Annotated in this window: 12 protein-coding genes; 5 read left to right on the top strand and 7 right to left on the bottom strand. The window is 61.8% G+C overall.

Annotated elements, in window-relative coordinates; all coding sequences use genetic code 11:
* Window positions 1-121 precede the first annotated feature (121 nt).
* The 3 genes from R3X27_RS22980 to R3X27_RS22970 all read left to right on the top strand — a co-directional run bounded on the left by R3X27_RS22980 (window position 122) and on the right by R3X27_RS22970 (window position 4,811).
* Entirely contained in the window at window positions 122-2,557 is a 2,436-nt protein-coding gene (locus R3X27_RS22980) for a tetratricopeptide repeat protein (protein WP_317711248.1), read from the top strand.
* Between the two features lie 225 nt (window positions 2,558-2,782).
* Window positions 2,783-3,385: a polysaccharide biosynthesis/export family protein gene (locus R3X27_RS22975; RefSeq protein WP_317711247.1), complete on the top strand. Its 603-nt coding sequence runs from the start codon at window positions 2,783-2,785 to the stop codon at window positions 3,383-3,385.
* Between the two features lie 40 nt (window positions 3,386-3,425).
* Window positions 3,426-4,811: a hypothetical protein gene (locus R3X27_RS22970; RefSeq protein ID WP_317711246.1), complete on the top strand. Its 1,386-nt coding sequence runs from the start codon at window positions 3,426-3,428 to the stop codon at window positions 4,809-4,811.
* Window positions 4,812-4,838: 27 nt separating this feature from the next.
* Here the strand turns inward: R3X27_RS22970 and R3X27_RS22965 are convergent, their stop codons facing one another.
* On the bottom strand, window positions 4,839-5,522 hold the full coding sequence (locus R3X27_RS22965) for a rhomboid family intramembrane serine protease (protein WP_317711245.1): 684 nt from the start codon (window positions 5,520-5,522) through the stop codon (window positions 4,839-4,841).
* Between the two features lie 501 nt (window positions 5,523-6,023).
* Between R3X27_RS22965 and R3X27_RS22960 the strand changes: the two genes are divergently transcribed.
* On the top strand, window positions 6,024-8,180 hold the full coding sequence (locus tag R3X27_RS22960) for a right-handed parallel beta-helix repeat-containing protein (RefSeq protein ID WP_317711244.1): 2,157 nt from the start codon (window positions 6,024-6,026) through the stop codon (window positions 8,178-8,180).
* Window positions 8,181-8,333: 153 nt separating this feature from the next.
* Here R3X27_RS22960 and R3X27_RS22955 read toward each other — a convergent pair whose 3' ends face one another.
* From R3X27_RS22955 to R3X27_RS22930, 6 genes are all read right to left on the bottom strand, one after another.
* Window positions 8,334-9,638: an HlyD family type I secretion periplasmic adaptor subunit gene (locus tag R3X27_RS22955; protein ID WP_317711243.1), complete on the bottom strand. Its 1,305-nt coding sequence runs from the start codon at window positions 9,636-9,638 to the stop codon at window positions 8,334-8,336.
* Window positions 9,635-11,371 carry a type I secretion system permease/ATPase gene (locus tag R3X27_RS22950; RefSeq protein ID WP_317711242.1) on the bottom strand — a complete coding sequence of 579 codons (1,737 nt, stop codon included), beginning with the start codon at window positions 11,369-11,371 and terminating at the stop codon, window positions 9,635-9,637. The genes R3X27_RS22955 and R3X27_RS22950 overlap by 4 nt, the downstream gene beginning before the upstream one ends.
* 178 nt (window positions 11,372-11,549) lie before the next feature.
* Window positions 11,550-12,500, bottom strand: coding sequence for a glycosyltransferase family 2 protein (locus R3X27_RS22945; protein ID WP_317711241.1), 951 nt, complete (start codon window positions 12,498-12,500; stop codon window positions 11,550-11,552).
* A gap of 15 nt (window positions 12,501-12,515) precedes the next feature.
* Complete coding sequence (locus tag R3X27_RS22940; protein ID WP_317711240.1) at window positions 12,516-12,653, bottom strand: hypothetical protein; 138 nt, start codon at window positions 12,651-12,653, stop codon at window positions 12,516-12,518.
* Window positions 12,654-12,794: 141 nt separating this feature from the next.
* Entirely contained in the window at window positions 12,795-14,291 is a 1,497-nt protein-coding gene (locus R3X27_RS22935) for a tetratricopeptide repeat protein (RefSeq protein ID WP_317711239.1), read from the bottom strand.
* 105 nt (window positions 14,292-14,396) lie between these two features.
* Window positions 14,397-15,434 carry a VPLPA-CTERM sorting domain-containing protein gene (locus tag R3X27_RS22930; RefSeq protein WP_317711238.1) on the bottom strand — a complete coding sequence of 346 codons (1,038 nt, stop codon included), beginning with the start codon at window positions 15,432-15,434 and terminating at the stop codon, window positions 14,397-14,399.
* A gap of 415 nt (window positions 15,435-15,849) precedes the next feature.
* Here R3X27_RS22930 and R3X27_RS22925 point away from each other — a divergent pair, with 415 nt between their 5' ends.
* On the top strand, window positions 15,850-17,421 hold the full coding sequence (locus R3X27_RS22925) for a hypothetical protein (protein WP_317711237.1): 1,572 nt from the start codon (window positions 15,850-15,852) through the stop codon (window positions 17,419-17,421).
* Window positions 17,422-17,469: the final 48 nt, after the last annotated feature.

Genomic DNA, 17,469 nt, shown 5'->3' with positions numbered 1-17,469 from the left:
TGGGCACCGAAAGACGTTTCAGGCCTTGATTCGGGAATTGTTTGAAGAGACACCAAACGCGGGGGCGCAGATGCGCTGCCCGCTTTGATCAATTGTTGTTACCAGCCCGAGGACAAAAGTCATGCTGCGGTTTCGTGGAACCATCCTTGCCCTTGTCGCAATCCTGGCATTGGCCGCCTGCGAGAGTTCCGAAGAACGGGCAGAACGGCATTATCAGCAGGCGCTGGCGTCTCTCGAGGCAGGCGAGGTCGAACTGGCCCTCGTGGATCTTCGCCGGGTCTTCGACTATAACGGATTTCACCACGATGCCCGGGCGCTCTACGCGCAGACCGTCCGTGAGCAGGGGAATTTCCAGGAAGCCTATGGTCAGTATCTGCGCCTTGTGGAGCAGTATCCCGATGATTTCGAAGGCCGCGTGGCTCTCGCCGAAATGGCCTTCTCGACCGGCAATTGGGAGGAACTGGAACGACATGGCGGCAAGGCGGCGGAGCTGAATGCCAAGGCCCCCGAGGTCGCCCCGCTGGTTGTGGCCATTGATTTCCGCGAAGCCGCCCTGGCAAACGATGCCGAGGCCATGACCGCCGCCGCGGACAAGGCACGTGTCGTTCTGGCCAGAGACGACTCCAATGACATCGCCCGGCGTGTTCTGATCTCCTACCTTCTGGAAGCCGCAGATCCATCCGAGGCGCTGGCGGAGATCGACCGGGCATTGGAAGCCACGCCGGATGATTTCGATCTGAATATCGCCCGGCTCAACCTGCTGGGCCAGATGCAGGATGAAGCCGGGACAGATGCGCAGCTCAAGCGCATGTTCGCACTCTTCCCGGAAAACGAGATGGTGCAGCAATCCCTGCTGCGATGGTATCTCGCGCGAGGCAATACGGAGGAAGCGGAAGCTTTCCTGCGTGAACTGGCGGCGCTGAACCCGGAGAACCCGGCGGGCTTCCTGTCCGTGGTGAAATACATTCAGCAAGTGCGCGGGGGAGAGGCCGCACAGGCAGAGCTCGAGACATTGATCGCAGAGACTCCCGAAGGCGCGGCACAGGAAATCTACCGCGCGTCGCTGGCCGCGTTGATTTTTGACGGGGGAGACCAGGAAGCTGGCATGGCTCGGATACGTGAGATTATCAGCGGCGCCGAACCCGGGGCACAGACCAATGACATCAAAATGATGTATGTCAGGATGCTGGAACATGTCGGGGACGCTCCCGCGGCCCGCGAACTGGTCGACGAGATCTTGACCGCGGATTCTGCACATGTGGAATCGCTGAAGCGCAAGGCGGCCTGGGCCATCGACGGCGACCGGGCAGGGGATGCCATCTCGGATCTGCGCCGGGCCCTTGATCAGGCCCCGCGAGATGCCGAGATCCTGACCCTGATGGCGCACGCCCATGAACGCGAGGGCAGCCTGGAGCTTGCAGGCGAACGCCTGTCGCTCGCGGTGGAAGCCTCGGGGCAGGCGGTGCCGGAATCCCTGCGCTACGCGCGGTTCCTGCTGGCACAGGGCAGTCCCGAGCCAGCCCGGCAGGTGCTTGATGATGCCCTGCGCAAGGCTCCCGTGAATCTCGATATCATCGGGCTTCTGGCCGAAATCGCCGTGGCGGAAGAGGATTGGGCCAAGGCCGATGAGCTGAGTGCGCGACTGGCCAGCAGCCGCGAGCCGGCCGCCCAGGAAATCCTCAAGACCCTGACATCGGTGCGGCTTCTGGCCGAGGGCCAGGTGGAGCAGGTGCTCGCCCAGCTGGAAGAGCAGATCGCGGATGCGGGCGGAATGACCGAGGCGCGCCGCGCCACGGCGACGCTGGTGCTTCTGAAAGCGCGGGAAGGCGATATCGATGGCGCCCGGCTCGATCTGGCCGTGGCCCGTTCCGAGGATCCCGACGACCTGTCCCTGCGCCAACTCGAGGTGCTCCTGGACCTGGGCTCCGGCGAGACCGAGGCAGCCGAGGAGAAGCTGCGCGGCATCGTGGCGGATAGCCCTGGCGCGCGGCAACCGGTGGAACAGCTCTTCGGCCTGCTGACACAGCAAGGGCGCACGGAAGAGGCCGAAGCGCTGATCGCCGAGGAGCTGGCGCGCAGCCCGGACTCTTCTTATCTGCGGTTGATGCAGGGGACTATCCTCAGCGACAGGGGCGATATCCCCGGGGCCATTGCGCTGTTCGATGAGCTTTATGCCGAGAACAGCTCGAACGTGATCGTGGCGAACAACCTGGCCACCCTGCTTGCCGACGATCCGGCCGAGCTGGAACGCGCGACCACCATCGCCCGGCGCCTGCGCGGGCGCGACATCCCGGCTTTCCAGGACACCTATGGCTGGATCGCGTTCCTGCGCGGCAATGTCGAGGACGCGATAGCCAACCTTGAACCTGCCGCTGCCGGCCTGACCGAGGATGCGCTGGTGCAGTATCATCTTGGCCGCGCTTATGAGGCCGCAGAACGGATGGAAGAGGCCCGCGCCCAGTATGCCCGCGCGCTGGAGCTGTCCGAAGGGACCGAAATTGCCGACCTTGCCCAGTTCGCGGATGCGCAGAAGCGGCTGATGGCACTGGATCAGTAGCGGCGCGACGGAACTTTCATGTGGCTGGCAGCGATGATGACGCGAGTCCTCTCCTTGCGGGGGCGCCACATACCGGCCACCACAGAGTTTGTGCAACAGAATTGCCTGGAGTGAGACGGCAAGGCGTTGAAACCGTTTTGCCCTGCCCGTTTTGGTATAAGTTGGCGGACAAAAGCGCCTGATGCCCGATGCGCATCAGGGATTTGGAAAACCGAGGGTGGCAGAATGATCTCAAGATTCCTCATTGCGCTGTTTGCGCTGGTCGTCTCTCTGGGAAGCGTACAGGCCCAGGGAAATTACCTCATCAAGTCCGGCGATACGCTCTCGATCGAGATTCTCGAAGACACGTCGTTGAACCGGCAGGTGCTCGTGCTGCCCGATGGCCGGGTCAGTTTCCCGATGGCTGGCCCGTTGACAGTCGGCGGGCGAACGACCGAACAGGTCGAGCGCGCGATCAGCAGCCGGATTGCCAATAATTTCTCTGTCGCTCCTACGGTTTACGTTTCCGTTGCCGGCATCTCTCAATCGCAATCTGAGCCGGCAAGCCCTGCCATCATCAAGATCTATCTCGTCGGCGAGGTGAACGCGCCAGGCGCGAAAGAGCTCGCCCCGGGCACGACGCTGCTGCAGGCCCTGTCCGAAAGCGGTGGTTTCACCAAATACGCGGCGACCAAACGTGTTCAGTTGCGCCGGACCATGTCCGATGGACGGCAACGGCTCATCAAGATCAACTACAAGGCCATTTCGCAAGGGGCGGTCATGTCGAACGATCCGTCGCTTCGCGATGGCGACGTGATCCTGGTACCGGAACGCCGCCTGTTCGAATGATTGACATGTGCCGATTGCCCTTTCGGACGAGGACCCTCTGATGGCAGCCTTTTCCAAACGCGCAGGCCTGATCTCGGTCTCCTGTCTGGCCGCGGTTGCCGCGACGGCGCAATCCGTCGCGCAACAGGACACTGGCTCGGAACTCTATCTCGATCTCAGCACGGGCCTGTCCATCACGGATAATTACGAAAGCCTGGAGGACCCGCAGGGCGACACCTCGCTCTGGTTCACCGACCTCACGTTCGGATACTCGAGTGAAACCAAGTCCGAATCCCTCTCGCTGGAGTTTGGCGGCCGGCTGGAATTTGGCGACTATGCCGAGGATCCGGACAATAATGGCGGCTGGATCGATCCGTTTGCGAGTGCTTCCTACAGCCGGGAATCCAGCACGTCCCTGTTCCGGGGCGCCGTGAGCTATCGCGAAAGGGACAATGGAATCGATGTCACCGAAGGCTTCGATTCCAGCACGGACCTGATCGTGGACCAGGGCACGCGCTCCGATGCAAGGGTCCAGGCCGAGCTTCAGACCGGCATCGGCACGCCCGTTCGAACCTCTTCGATCCTCTCCTATCATCAGCGACGTTTCTTCGACACATCCGATCCGGACCTGAGCGACCGTGACACCTTCAGTTTCGATGGTGAGATCGGCCTGGCCATCACCCGGAGCGCGGAACTGCTCCTCGTCGGAAAATACGACAATCGCGATGACCTCGACGATATCAACGATGACGAAGAGCATACCGTCCTCGGGATCGGGATCGGCGCCGATATCTATCCGGACATGACATTCCGGGGCGTGCTCCAATACGAGCGCGACAAGCTGACCGAAACGGTGGATGGCCAGCGCGAGACCACGACAGAACACAGCCCGACACTGGACCTGTCCGTCCTCAAGGACCTCCCCAACGGCGCGCTTCGCTTCTCGTTCGGCGGCGAGCTCGACAGCAATGGCGTCCGGACCACCGCCGAAGTCGGTCGGAGCATGGAAACGACCTATGGTGATCTCGATTTCTCATTGGGTGTCACCCGTGTGGAAGAGGGCGATATCTATCCCGTCGGGACCGTTGACTGGACGCGGGAGTACAAGACCCGTCAACTCGGGTTGAACTACAGTTCCGGCGTGGCGACCGACGACGATGGCGACCAGGTGCTGAACAACCGCCTCACATTCGAATTCTTCCAGGACCTGACAGAGATCGATGCGCTGCAATTGGAGATGAACGTTTCTGCCTCGGAGAACATCGATGGCAACGATGGTGACTACCGACAGGCGGGCCTGAGCGTCAGTTACTCGCGCGACCTCAACCGCAACTGGAGTTTCGTGACCGGGTACAGCCATTCCTTTGCCGAGGACGATGACGAGGAGGTCACGACGGTCAACGAGGTCTTTGCGCGCCTGGACCGGCGGTTCTCGCTGCGCCCGTAGGCGGCCTCGAGTCCAGGTATTCGCTGTTCACTCCGGCCGTCCCTCGAAGAAAATCCCCAACGCCCAGCCCGCAACAAACCCTCCCAGGTGCGTTTCCCAGGCAAGCTGGCCGGAAAAGGCCCAATACATGAGTACATTGAGGCCCAAAAGCACGGCAAGGATGCGCCATGTCCTTTGAAACGACTGCGTTGGTGTGGGTTGCGCCAGCCAGATCCAGGCCACCAGCGTCCCGGCCAGCCCAAAAAGGGCGCCGGACGAGCCCACCATCGGCTGACCGGATGTGACAAGTGCGCCGTAGGTGGCCGCCCCCGCAATCATCGTGGTGAAATAGATCACGAGGAAACGTCTGATCCCGACGCGGCTGGTCACGGCGGTGCCCAGTGACCACAGCGTGATCATGTTGAAGCACATGTGCAGCAAGCCACCATGAATGAAGCCGTAGGTGAGAAACATCAGCCACGGCTGCAACGGATAGTTTGGGTGTCCGTGCTGTAACAGCACCGGCCAGAAGGCCCCGTTGCCGTAGGCCCAGATCCGTAGGCCCGGGAGACCGATCACGTCGAGCTTCGACAGCTGGAACGCACCCTCGATCAGGACGCAGACAATCAGGATCGTCCATAGAACGGCGGTTTCTCCGGAGGACAACCGGGTCTGTGGAGTGGTTGCTTGTTTCATGCGCAAATCGATGACGGGAGGCTGACGATAGTGCAAGTGCTTTGCTTTCCCGCCCGTCGCGCAGATTTCGCCGTTGGTGCGACCAGATGCTGAAAAATAGGGGCTGTCTCAGGGTTCCAAATCAACCCGGCCTTCTTCTCTCGACATACCTGTCACAGCTGCCAAGCGGAAACATGCCTTCCTGCAGGCGGAGAACTTGCAAGATAGCGCCTACAATGTGACACGATTTCGAACTTCGATTGCCCCAATCTGGCCCTTTTGACATCTTACGGCTTCTGTTTGGGGGGGGCGAATATCGTCAAGTAGTCGAAAAGGCAGTCTGATACAGACCGACAATCCTAAAAATCAACGGTATCGAAACGGATTTTGCCCATAGTGGCGACCGGCTCGGAGAGGATTTTCTGCGTCCGATGGGACGCCGGGTCCACGCACGAGAGCATGGGAAGTTCGTTGCGTGTGTATGCGTGTGTCTGGGAACCGTTCAATTTTCCCGCTTCATCCACTCGGAAACCACTCATCTCAACCGAGGTCCACTGAATGACCGACTTCTACGTATCCAACGAAGCAGAGCTCCAGAACGCTCTCTCATCCGCACAAGGCGGAGACACGATAGTCCTGGCCGACGGAGACTACGGCTCGATCGACTTGTCGCTGAACTATGATGCCGAGGTCACAATCCGCAGTGAGAATACGCTCGGTGCGAATTTCGACGAAGTGAACATGGCGGAATCCTCGAACCTGACGTTCGAAGGGATCTCGGTGGGCACTTTCGCGGCCTACTCCAGCGAAAACATCGAACTCAGCAGTTCCGATGTCAACGGCCTCCTCTATCTCAAGAATGTCAATGGCGCCACGATAACGGGCAACGACATCGACGGCGACTTGCATGCTATGTTGTTGAACAACGTGCAGAACTTCACCGTCTCAAACAACAAGATCCACACCGCCCAGGAAGACCTGATGCGGGTGACGGGAGACAGTTATAATGGTGTGATCGAGGAGAATTACTTCTTCGACACGCATCCCGAGGATTACCGCAGCGAGGGTGGAGAATATAACCACTCGGACTTCATCCAGATGTTCTCTGTTGACGGTGATACGCCGCATGACATCGTCATCAGCCGCAACGTGATGTACGACGATCCCACGACCGGCGCCTCCACCGTGACGCCGCAGGGTATCTTCCTCTCGGACCCAGGGAGCGATGGCTACAAGAACATCCTGATTGAGCAGAATCTGATTTCGGTCCGGTCGGTCAACTCGATCTACATCAATGGCGGGCAGGAAAATGTCGTCGTCCAGGACAATACCCTGATGGCGAGTGAAGGCGGCGGCGCGATCGTTCGCCTTGCCGACAAGTCGGGACTGGACAACTCCGGCACCACGGTCACCGGCAACGTCATGAAAATTCTCTACGACCAAACCGAATCTTCCACGATTGGATCGAACTACATCTACGGCCGTGACGTCGACATGAGCGAATTGTTCCAGGGGGACGGGAGTTCATGGGAAAGCTACCTCGCGGTCGAGGGCTCGGCCCTCGATCTCTCGGGTATGGGCGCGACCGAGTTCCTCGCTGATCTGGTCGCCGGCAAATTCGGGGGATTTGGAAACACGCCCGAAGCTGTCGGGACCGAAAACGCCGATACAATCACCGGAACGGCTATAGACGACGAGATCAACGGAGAGGGTGGAAACGATCTTCTGACAGGATATGCCGGGGAAGACACACTCTATGGCGGCGACGGGAATGACAGGCTGCGCGGTGGCTTTGACGGTGACCTGCTGGACGGTGGCGATGGCATTGACCGGGCCCTCTACAATCAGGCGACGACCGGCCTTATTGTCGATCTGGCAGATGCTTCGTTGAACACCGGCGAAGCTGCAGGCGACATCTATGTCTCGATCGAACAGGTGGTCGGGACGGCCCATGCCGACGAACTTTGGGGCGATGATGGCGACAATGGCCTTTGGGGTGGGAACTGGGGAGACCTGCTCGACGGGCGCGATGGCGCGGATACGCTCTATGGCGGCAATGGCAATGACAAGCTGCGCGGCGGGCTCGGTGGCGACCTGCTCGACGGTGAAGACGGCATCGACCGGGCCCTCTACAACCAGGCGACAACCGGAGTCGTGGTCGATCTCTCCGACGCGAGCCGGAACACCGGGGAGGCGGCCGGCGACAGGTATCGCTCAATCGAACAGGTGGTCGGATCGAGCTATGACGACGAGATCACGGGCGATAGTGGCGACAACACGCTCTGGGGCGGAGATGGCTCGGATGTTCTCAACGGAGGCGACGGCAATGACCGGCTCTTCGGCGGTAGCGGGGCGGACAGCCTGACCGGTGGCGCAGGGAAAGATCAATTCGTGTTCAACACGGTCAACGATAGTGCGGTGATCAGCCTGACCGGCGCCGCTGCGGACGATCTATTGGTGTTCAATTCGTCCAACGGTAACAACTCCGGTTCCATCGACTGCGACCAGATTACCGACTTCACCCGCGGCGAGGACCTGATCGACCTCACCAGTATCACGGTGGAGAATGGCGGTGCGCTGCCGGATGTGGACATCTCGGTGACGGCCTCGGGCGACAACCTCGTGAATATCTCCCTCGCCGATGACGATATCTATGACTGCTCGTTTCTGGTTCTGGGTGTCACCGATCTCGACGTCAGCGACTTCCTGCTTTGATGCTGTCGATCCCAGGGAGTATCGGTCTGGGCAAGAGGAACTGAGAAGTCCGGCGCGCCACTGGCAGTGCTGGACTCAACTTATAAGAAAAGCGGCTCCGCACTCACTGCGGGGCCGCTTTCCCCTTTGGCGAGATACGGAACCGGAAAGGCCTCAACTCTCCCGGAAGGCCTTGTAGAGATAATCCGTGAAGGGCTTGAGCAGATAGGCCAACGGAGAGCGGTCGCCGGTGCGGATATAGGCTTCGACCGGCATGCCCGGCAGGATCTCCCTGTCTGGGCCGAGCGTCTGCAGCGCCTCAAGGCTCGGCGCGATCTCGGCGAGGTAATAGGACTCGGCCGTGCGGTCGTCGGAGAAGGCATCGGCCGAGACCTGTACCACCTGGCCATCCAGCTCCGGGGTTTGGCGGCTGTCGAAGGCGCTGAAGCGCAGACGCACCGGCTGGCCAACATGAACCTCGTCGATATGGATCGGCTCGATCCGGGCAGCGATGACCAGTGGACGGTCTTGCGGCACGATATAGGCCACCGGATCGGCCGGGCGGATGATCGAGCGCGGGGTGTTGATCGTCATGCCATAGACGACGCCGGATGTCGGGGCGACGACTTCCAGCCGGTCCAGCCGCTTCAGGAGCGAGCGGCGCTGCTCCTGCAATCCGAAGAGTTGGGCTTGCAGGTCGCGCAGCCGGGTGATCGCCTCCTCCCGGCGCCCGGTCTCCAGCTTGAGCACCTCGATATCGATCTCGGTGACACGGCCGAGCGCCTGCGCCCGGCTGGCGGTCAACTCGCCGATGGAGCCAAGCAGCTCGGATTGCTCCCGTTGCAGCGCCAGCACGCGCGAGGCCTGCGCCAACCCCTTGTCCAGCAGGCTCTGCTGGTCCTTCAGCTCCATTTCGATCAGCGCCAGCTGATCGGCCAGGGCCGCGCTCTGCGCGTCGATCCCCTCGATCTGGCTGTCGATCTGCTCGCGGCGTCGGGCAAGCTGCTCGGCCTCCTTCTCCAACGTCATCCGGCGCGCCTCGAAGAGCCGCGTCTGTCCCTGGATCAGCTCCGCGACATCCTGCTGGACGGCGGCTTGCTTCCGCACTTCCTCGGCAAAGACGATGTCGGCCGCGCCATCGCGCTCCGCCATGAGCCGTCCAACCCGGGCCATCAGTTCGAAAAGCTGCGACTCGACGATTGCGAGTTCGGAGCGCAGCTCGCTGTCATCCAGCACGATCAACGGCTCGCCAGCTTCCATCCGGTCGCCCTCCTCGACCAGAACCTGGTCGACGATACCCCCGTCGAGATGCTGGACGACCTGCCGGTTCTGATCGACCTCGATCCGTCCCGATGCGACGATGGCTCCGGAGATCCGTGCCGTCACCGACCAGAAACCGAACCCGCCGACCAGCACCAGAACAGTGAGCAGCCCGAATATCAGGTGAAACCGCGCACGCAGAAAGACAGGCTCGCTCATTGTGCCTCTCCCTTGCCGGCCTGTGTCTGTAACTTCTCCGCATTCTCAACCGTCTGCCGAAGCACCTCGTCGCGCGGTCCGAAGGCCCGGCTGACACCGCCATCGACCACCAGCAGAAGATCGCATTCCTTGATCGCGGCTGGCCTGTGCGCCATGATGATGACCGAGCGTCCCTCCGATTTCATCGTCCGGATGGCGCGGTTGAGTGCTTCCGAGCCTGAATGGTCGAGATTGGAATTGGGCTCGTCGAGGACGAGGATCTGCGGGTCGCCATAGAGCGCGCGGGCCAGTCCGATACGCTGGATCTGTCCGCCCGACAGCCGGCTCGATGTTCCCTTGAGCGGCGTGTCATATCCTTTCGGGAAATTGACGATCATGTCATGCGCATCCGCCTTCTTCGCCGCCTCCACGACGGCTGCCTCGTCCGGTTGCGGCGCAAGCCGGGCGATGTTCTCGGCAATCGTGCCATCGAAGAGCCGGATGCGTTGCGGCAAGTAGCCGATATGCTGCCCGAGCACGTCCGGATCATACTGATCGAGCGCCGGGCCATCGAGACGGATCCGGCCGCCCGCGCAACGCCAGACGCCGGTGATTGCCCGCGCCAGCGTCGTCTTGCCAGAGCCGGAGGGACCGATCACCCCCATGGCCTTGCCCGGCGGCAACTCGAAGCTGACCATGCGCAGCGATGCCTGCGCCTCGCCGGGCGGCAGCACGGTAATCTGTTCAACCTGCAGCCGCGCTGCCGGCTTCGGCAACGCCATGTGCCGGGGCTCGGGCGGGGTCTCGGAGAGGAGCTGCGCCAGGGTCTTCCAGCCGCGCGAGGCCCGTTGAAACATGTCCCATTGCCCGATGGCCTGCTCGACCGGCGCCAGCGCCCGCCCCAGCAGGATCGAGGCGGCAATCATCGCGCCGGCCGAAAGTTCGCCTTGCAGCACGAGATAGGCCCCGAGACCAAGCATGGCCGATTGCAGGAAGAGCCGCAGCGCCTTTGTCGCCGAGCGGAAAGCCCCCGCCCGATCAGAGGCGGAAATATCCGCCTCCAGTGCCTGCGTCCGTGCCTGTTGCCAGCGCGCGAAACCCGCGCCGCGCATGCCGAGCGCCTCGATCGTCTCCGCCTCCTCGCGCATCTGCTGGGATTGCCTCTCCGCCTCGCGGCCCAACCCCGCGGCCTCCAGCGCCGGCTGCCGGGTCCGCCATTGGTTCAGCGCTGTGATCACGATCAGGGTCCCGCCCCCGGCCACGGCCAGCATCCCGAGCCATGGGTGGAAGATGAAGATCGCCGCCAGGAAGATCGGCGTCCAGGGCAGGTCGAAAAAGGCCATCAGTGCGGGCGAGCCGAAGAAACGGCGAATGGTTTCGAGATCGCGCAGCCCGGTCGCGGCGGCCTTGGAACTCGGGTGGAGGCTCTCGCTGCGCAGCATGGCGGCAAAGATGCGCCCATCCAGAAGTTCCTGGAACCGCCCGCCGACCCGCGTCATGACGCGCCCCCGAACGAAGTCGAGGATCCCCATGGAGAGATAGAGAAAGGCGACCAGCGCCGAGAGCGCAATCAGCGTCTCCTCGGAGCGCGACCCCAGAACCCGGTCATAGACCTGCAGCATGTAGAGTGGCCCGGTGAGCATCAGAAGGTTCACGAAAACAGAGAACAGGAAGGCCGCGATGAACAGTCCCCGGCTCTTGGAACGCGCCGCGCGCAGCTCCCGCAGTCCCGTCTCGACATCTTGCGTGCGCATTCATCCCTCCGAGAGACAAAACCAACCCGACATTTGGTACAGCACACAGCATCAATAGAGAAGCGCTGCACGTTACCTATATGCAGCGAACTGCGACCCTACCGCTTCTCAGCTCTATCTTCACTTGGCCTGTGGCGCCATGTCTTCTGATCGGTATCACTGCCGAAAATGCCACCGATCAGAAACCGGCCAGCCAGTCACTGCGCGCACGCCAGATCTTCTGCCATGCGGCGGCTTTTTCGCCGAAGCGTTTTGGACTGAGAACCGCGAGCAGCCCTACCCCGCTCCGTCGGACCGCCGCCCAAAGCCACATGAGGCCCCTCCCCAGGGGAACGAGCGGCTTTGGCCAGTGGTCACTGACAAGCGTAACACGCGCTTTTGCCACGAGAATCTGCTTGTCCGACCGTGTGGCCGCCGCGGCGCCGACGAGATGCATGATCTGGGCGTCAGGCGTTATCATCGGCCGGTATCCAGCCTCACGCGCACGCAGACAGAGATCCGCCTCCTCGCCATACATGAAGTATTTCTCGTCAAATCCCTTTAGGTCGTTCCAGAGCGCACGGGGGATCATCAGGAAACACCCCACGACGATATCAACCTCGCGCACCGTATCACGCTGCCAGGACCCCATGCCTTCCGGATTGAAGACTTCCGATCCGCGGAACGCGGCCGTGAGGCCGGTGGACATGCAAAAGAGGCTCCAGGGCGTTATTCTCTGCCAGCAGGAGGCAATGTTGAGCGAACCGTCCGGAAAAACTGTCCGCCCGCCAGTGATCCCCGCCTGAGGATTTGACTTGGAAAAGGCAAGGAGTCGGTCGATGGCGCCGGGATGAACTTCGGTGTCCGGGTTGAGAAGCAGGAGCCATTCGGTCTCGGCCTGTGCCGCAACGACATTGTTGGCCTTTGCAAACCCGAGATTTTCTTCGGAGGCAACCAGTTCGACATCTGGAAATCGCTCGGCAATGGCCTCCACCGATCCGTCAACAGAGGCATTGTCCCAGACCACCGTCCGGAACGCGACCTCGTTGGTGTTCTCGTAGAGCGTTTCCAGACATTTGAGCGTGAGCTCACATGTGTTGTAGCTGACGATAATGACCGTCAGCTCCGATTGCGCATTTTGTTCGAACATGCACGCCGATCCTGCTCAGTGAAAGACCTTGCCAAGAGAAAGCTCACCATAGACGACCATCTCCGAAGGTCCAAGCAAGGGCTTCAAGTGCATGCCGTTCGCGCCGATCCAACTCTGTGTGGGCCACGCGTCGATCTCCTTTCTTTCCAGCATGATAGGGGATCTGTCGCAACCCAGCTTAGAATGTGCCGTCACCAAGAAAAAATATCCGGGAATCAATGTTATGTAAAATATTGAACGCAGCCACCGCCCGGCATCTTCAGCGACAAAGTGCATCGTCGCCTAAGGATGGTGTCAGCTCTCATCGAGAATGCGGCGCGCCTCGGACGCGTATTTGAAGCTCGGGTCCAGGTCGATCGCCTTGGCAATCGTATCACGGCCCCTGCTTTTCTCGCCCAGTTCGATCAGCACACGCCCATGGCGATACAGGACGACCGGATCCTCCGGCGCTTGTTCCAGGAGATCCTCGTAAATTGTTTTCGCCGCGTCCGGTTGTCCGGCGGCGAAATACGCCCAGCCGAGCGTATCGCGAACTGCGGGCGTTCCGGAGGACAACGCATTCGCCTTCTGTGCCAGCTCGACCGCGCGCTCCGCCTCGCTATCGGTCAGCAGCGACGCGAGATTGTTGAGCGCAACCCAGTTGTCCGGATCGAGAGCCACAATCTGTTCGTAGCTGGCGCGGGCCTCGGGAAGCTTCCCGGTCTTTTCCTGGATCACGGCCTGCCAGAGGATGTCCGATGCGCTCGATGACGACAGGGTGACAGCCCGTTCCGCCAGGGCGAGTGCGTCGTCAAAATGCTCCAACCGATATTCGGTCCGGCTCTGCGCGCGCGTCAGAGGCAGATTCTCCGGGTCCAGTGCCAGCCCGCTTTCGAAGATCTCCCTGGCCTCCGCGTAATGCGCCTGAAGCCCGGCCAGATTGCCGCGTTCGAAATAGACCGCCGGCACATCCGGGAATTTCTCCTGCGCGCGCTCCAGAGTTTGTGCAGCGGCGTCAAACGCGCCCTCTGCGACCTGGAACTGCGCAAGCCCGACAAGACCATCGAGGCTGGTGCCACGCGCTGACAGCTCCGTGTATATCTCCCGCGCCGTGTCGGGCGTGTCGGTCGCCAGCATGCTCGTGGCGAGGATCTCCAGCACGATGTCAGGAGTTTCTTCCTTGGCCCGCCAAGGGACAAGAAGCGCAATTGCGTCGTGGTGACGGTCGGCCTGTTGATACAGTATGGCGAGTTCAGGCTTGTTGCCCAGATAGGTTTCCGGGGTGCCCTTCAGGCCTGCTTCGAGATGCGTCATCGCCGCGGAAGCGTCCCCTTGAGCAAGGGCAATGAGGCCGAGCCGCTGATGCGCCCGCCGATCCTGCGATCCGAGCGCAATGGCCGCCTCGAGATCCGCCTGCCCGGTGACGCCATCTCCCATGGAAAGGCGCAGAATGCCCCTGTGAATGAGCGCCGTGGTGCGGTCGGGCGCCAGGATCAGCGACAGGTTGAACGCTTCGAGGCTCTCGTCGAGTTGTCCGAGCTGACCAAGTGCGAGCCCCTGCAATTCGTGCAGTGCGGCGTCGTCCGGCTCGGCCTCCAGCGCGGTTTCCAGCACGGCCAATGCCTGATCCGGCTTGCCGCTCTGGATGAATGAAAGCGCCTCGCCGGCCTCCTCCGATCCCACGAACATCTCATCGATGGTCGACCGGTCGGACCCTGTTTCGTCGAACAGAACAGCGGCCGCCACCGGCAGAACCGGCAAGGCCGCGATAGAGAAAACAAGGGCGGAAAGAAGAGAAAGGCATCTCGGCATGACACACTCCAAGCTAGAGGGGGCGCCCCCCCGAAAACCCCGTCGGCAAAAAGGGGCGGCCTGGCCGCCCCCCTTCTTAGCTATAGCGTTTAAATCCGGCCGCGATCAAACGGCACGCCGGCGGAAGGCCAGGCCGAAGCCAGCCAGCGCGGCGAGGAGCATCGGGAACGCCGCCGGCACCGGAATGGCAGCCACGGTGATCGAGTCACTTTCCACAGCGACGATGCCGCCATCGACCAGTGCGTTCACCTCGAAATCACAGGACCCGGGATTCGTTCCGGTGAAGCTTGCCGTGAAGGTGAAGTCCCGATCGACCGAGCGGTCAAAGCTGCCCGAATACCCCGGAGAGGTCGCGACATCGACACAGCTCGTGTCGCCCGTCACACCGAGATCGACAGTGCTGTAGGTCGCGAAGGTTGCGGTGATGGCAGCGCTGATGGCCGCAGAGACGCCAGCTCCCGAGCCCGACACGTTGAAGAGGCTGCCGCCTGTCGCATCGGTGATGCGCGTCGCCTGCCCGGTACCGTCCAGGTTGCCGGAGTTGACAGCCTGCACAATGATGTTGCCCCCGGTCAATGCAGCGGTCGCGCTCGCTTCGGTCGAGCCAGCGCGGGGATCATGACCCGGCGCATCGCCGAACCAGACGAGGATACGCGTGGAGTCTGCGCGCCACCCCGGGTCTCCTGCCGCGGATTCCAGCGCAAACATGTTGGCTTCGTAATAATCGCCTCCGCCAGAAGCGCCCCAGGCATTGATACCAGCCTGAGCCGATGCCGTGCTGCTCGTGAAGGACGTATTCTTGCGATAGGAGAACGTGTCATAAATGTCTTTGTATTCACCGACAGCGAATTGAACATCTCCCAAACCAGAAATGCTGCTCAGGATCGACGATGCGTTGGTCTTGACCGAGTTGATCACGCCGCCCATGGAGCCGGTCGTGTCGCTGAGGAAGAAGACGTCGACCTTGGCTGTGGTCGGGGCAGCCGCGGTGACGGTCACCGTCTTGGTGATCGTCGTGGTTTCACCGACCGCGAGCGTCGCCGAGTAAGCATCGGGATCAATCGAGTCCGCGACCCCTACCCCCGTAAAGCCGAACAGAGCAACAACCGCTGCCCCTATATGCTTGAATTTGAATGTTTTCATTATACTTGTTCCCTCAAGAAAGATCGAAGAATCGGGAAAGAGAGTTCCCTGAGAATCAGGTTAACACGGTCGCGACTCATCTCTAAGCGCCCCTTGGCAAATTGGGCTTTTTTTTGACCATTTCTTGAAATAATCCGCCAAAAAACAGACGCCACTCGCTCCAATCTTCGGTCAAGGTGCGAGATTCCCGTCTGAAAGTGCATGAGGACTGGCGCTTCTGTCTGAAGGGGGAGCAGTGGGAGTGGTTGCAAGCATTCTTTCCAGAATCGGCACATTGTTCACGAAATGGAAACACTCCAGCCGATCCATGTTTCGCACGCGAAACATCCCTCCCCCGGGCCTGCAAGGGACAAGACGGAAGATAGCTCGGTTGTCAGCCGGGCACGCCCCCCCTACCCTCTCCCGGAAACCGGCCATGCCCATGGCCCCCCTGCCCCGTCGGGACGTCATGCTGCGATCTGCCCTTGCCTTGTTCCTGGTCCTTGCCGCCTCCCCTGCCCCGGCAGCCGAGGTCATGCTGGAGCACACGGACCTTGTTCCCATCGGCAAGGGAGCCTGGTTCGCCAGCGGCCTGACCCTGCCCGACCCCGATCCGGCCCTGCCCGCTCTCGGCCCGAATGTGCCGCCGGAGGTGGCGCGACAGCTCACCCCGCGGATCGCCCGTGGTGAAGCCCAGGGGTTTTCCGGCGTCCTCTACGACAATCGCGATCGCGCCCACTCCGCCCTCGCCCCGGGCTGGTTTCCCCGGCTGGCCCGGCTGAGTTATGGCCCCGAGTTGAAGACGAAAGGCGCCGATTATGGGCTGGCGGGCGGCCTGGTGTTTCCGGCCGTGGTCTTCGGCAACTCCTCCACCGCCGTAACCGGCGGTCCGATCGCCCGCAGCCTGCCACGGCTGGCCATGACCTCAGGCCATGGCCCGGCGGCCAGCGCGCGGCTCTATCGAAACAACCACCTCTATGTCTATCCCGAACATAACGACCATGACGCCAGCGACCGCTTTCCGGCGAACTGGCCCTACATGGTGATCAGCCAGGGTTCTTCCTACACGGATCGCGTGTTCCTCGAGGCAATTGGCGCCACGCTCGCCGCCTTCCCCCCGGAGACCTTCGAGCTGATGCGCAAGCGCAAGCTGGTGGCGCCCACCGTGCAGATGATCCTCCGGCGCAACCTCGCGGGGGTGCGCAGAACCGAAGACTACCTCTCTGCCGCGGCCCATCCCGTGGTCATGCGCGGCAAGGATATCCGCGCAGGTCTCATGGTGGCGCAGGCCGCCGCCCTCTCGGCCGATGCCGTGCCGCCCGTGACGCGTCTCTCCATGCTTGAGGACGGGTTTCGCAGCACGGCAGGGCTGGCGGGCCAGTCGGAGGTTCTGTTCGACACTCCACAGGCGCTGGCGCGGATCTGGCGCGGCCCTGAGGCCCGGCGCGAGATGGTTGTCAGCACCGTGGGAACGGTGGACCCCAACGGGCGGGACCTGACCTTCTCCTGGCATCTCATCCAGGGAGATCCGGCGCGGGTGCAGATCGAACCACTGGATGCCGCCGGGCGCACAGCACGCCTGCGCATCGATTGGCACGATCCCTGGGAAACGACCGCCATGCAAGACACGCGGGAGCCCGGCCCGCGCCAGCTTTCCCGGGTGGATATCGCCGTCTTTGCCGATAACGGGGTCAATCTTTCGGCCCCCTCCTTCATCAGCGTGGACTTTCCCGAACACCAGACCCGACGCTACGCCCCGGGCCCTGACGGGCAGGACCGCCTGGTCTCCGTGGATTACGATGCGCTTGGCCGGAAGGCGCCCTATGATCCCCTGCTCTTCTGGTCAGCCCCCTGGACCGACACCGCCCTCTACAGCGCGGATGGCGCGTTGACGGGTTGGGAGCGCCAGCATGGAGATGGACGGGAAGAGCGGGTGGAGCTGGGGACCGGGCGCTACACGATCGAGGATAGCGGCGGTCAACCGGCGTTGTCCTTCACGCCGGACTGAGACGCCATTGTTTCGCGCGCGAAACATGAAACATGTCGCATGAAAAAG

The sequence above is a fragment of the Tropicimonas sp. TH_r6 genome, from assembly GCF_033101155.1.
Lineage (GTDB): Bacteria > Pseudomonadota > Alphaproteobacteria > Rhodobacterales > Rhodobacteraceae > Tropicimonas.
The sequence above is the reverse complement of the archived record's forward strand: the minus strand, read 5'-3'. Positions and strand labels throughout refer to the sequence as shown.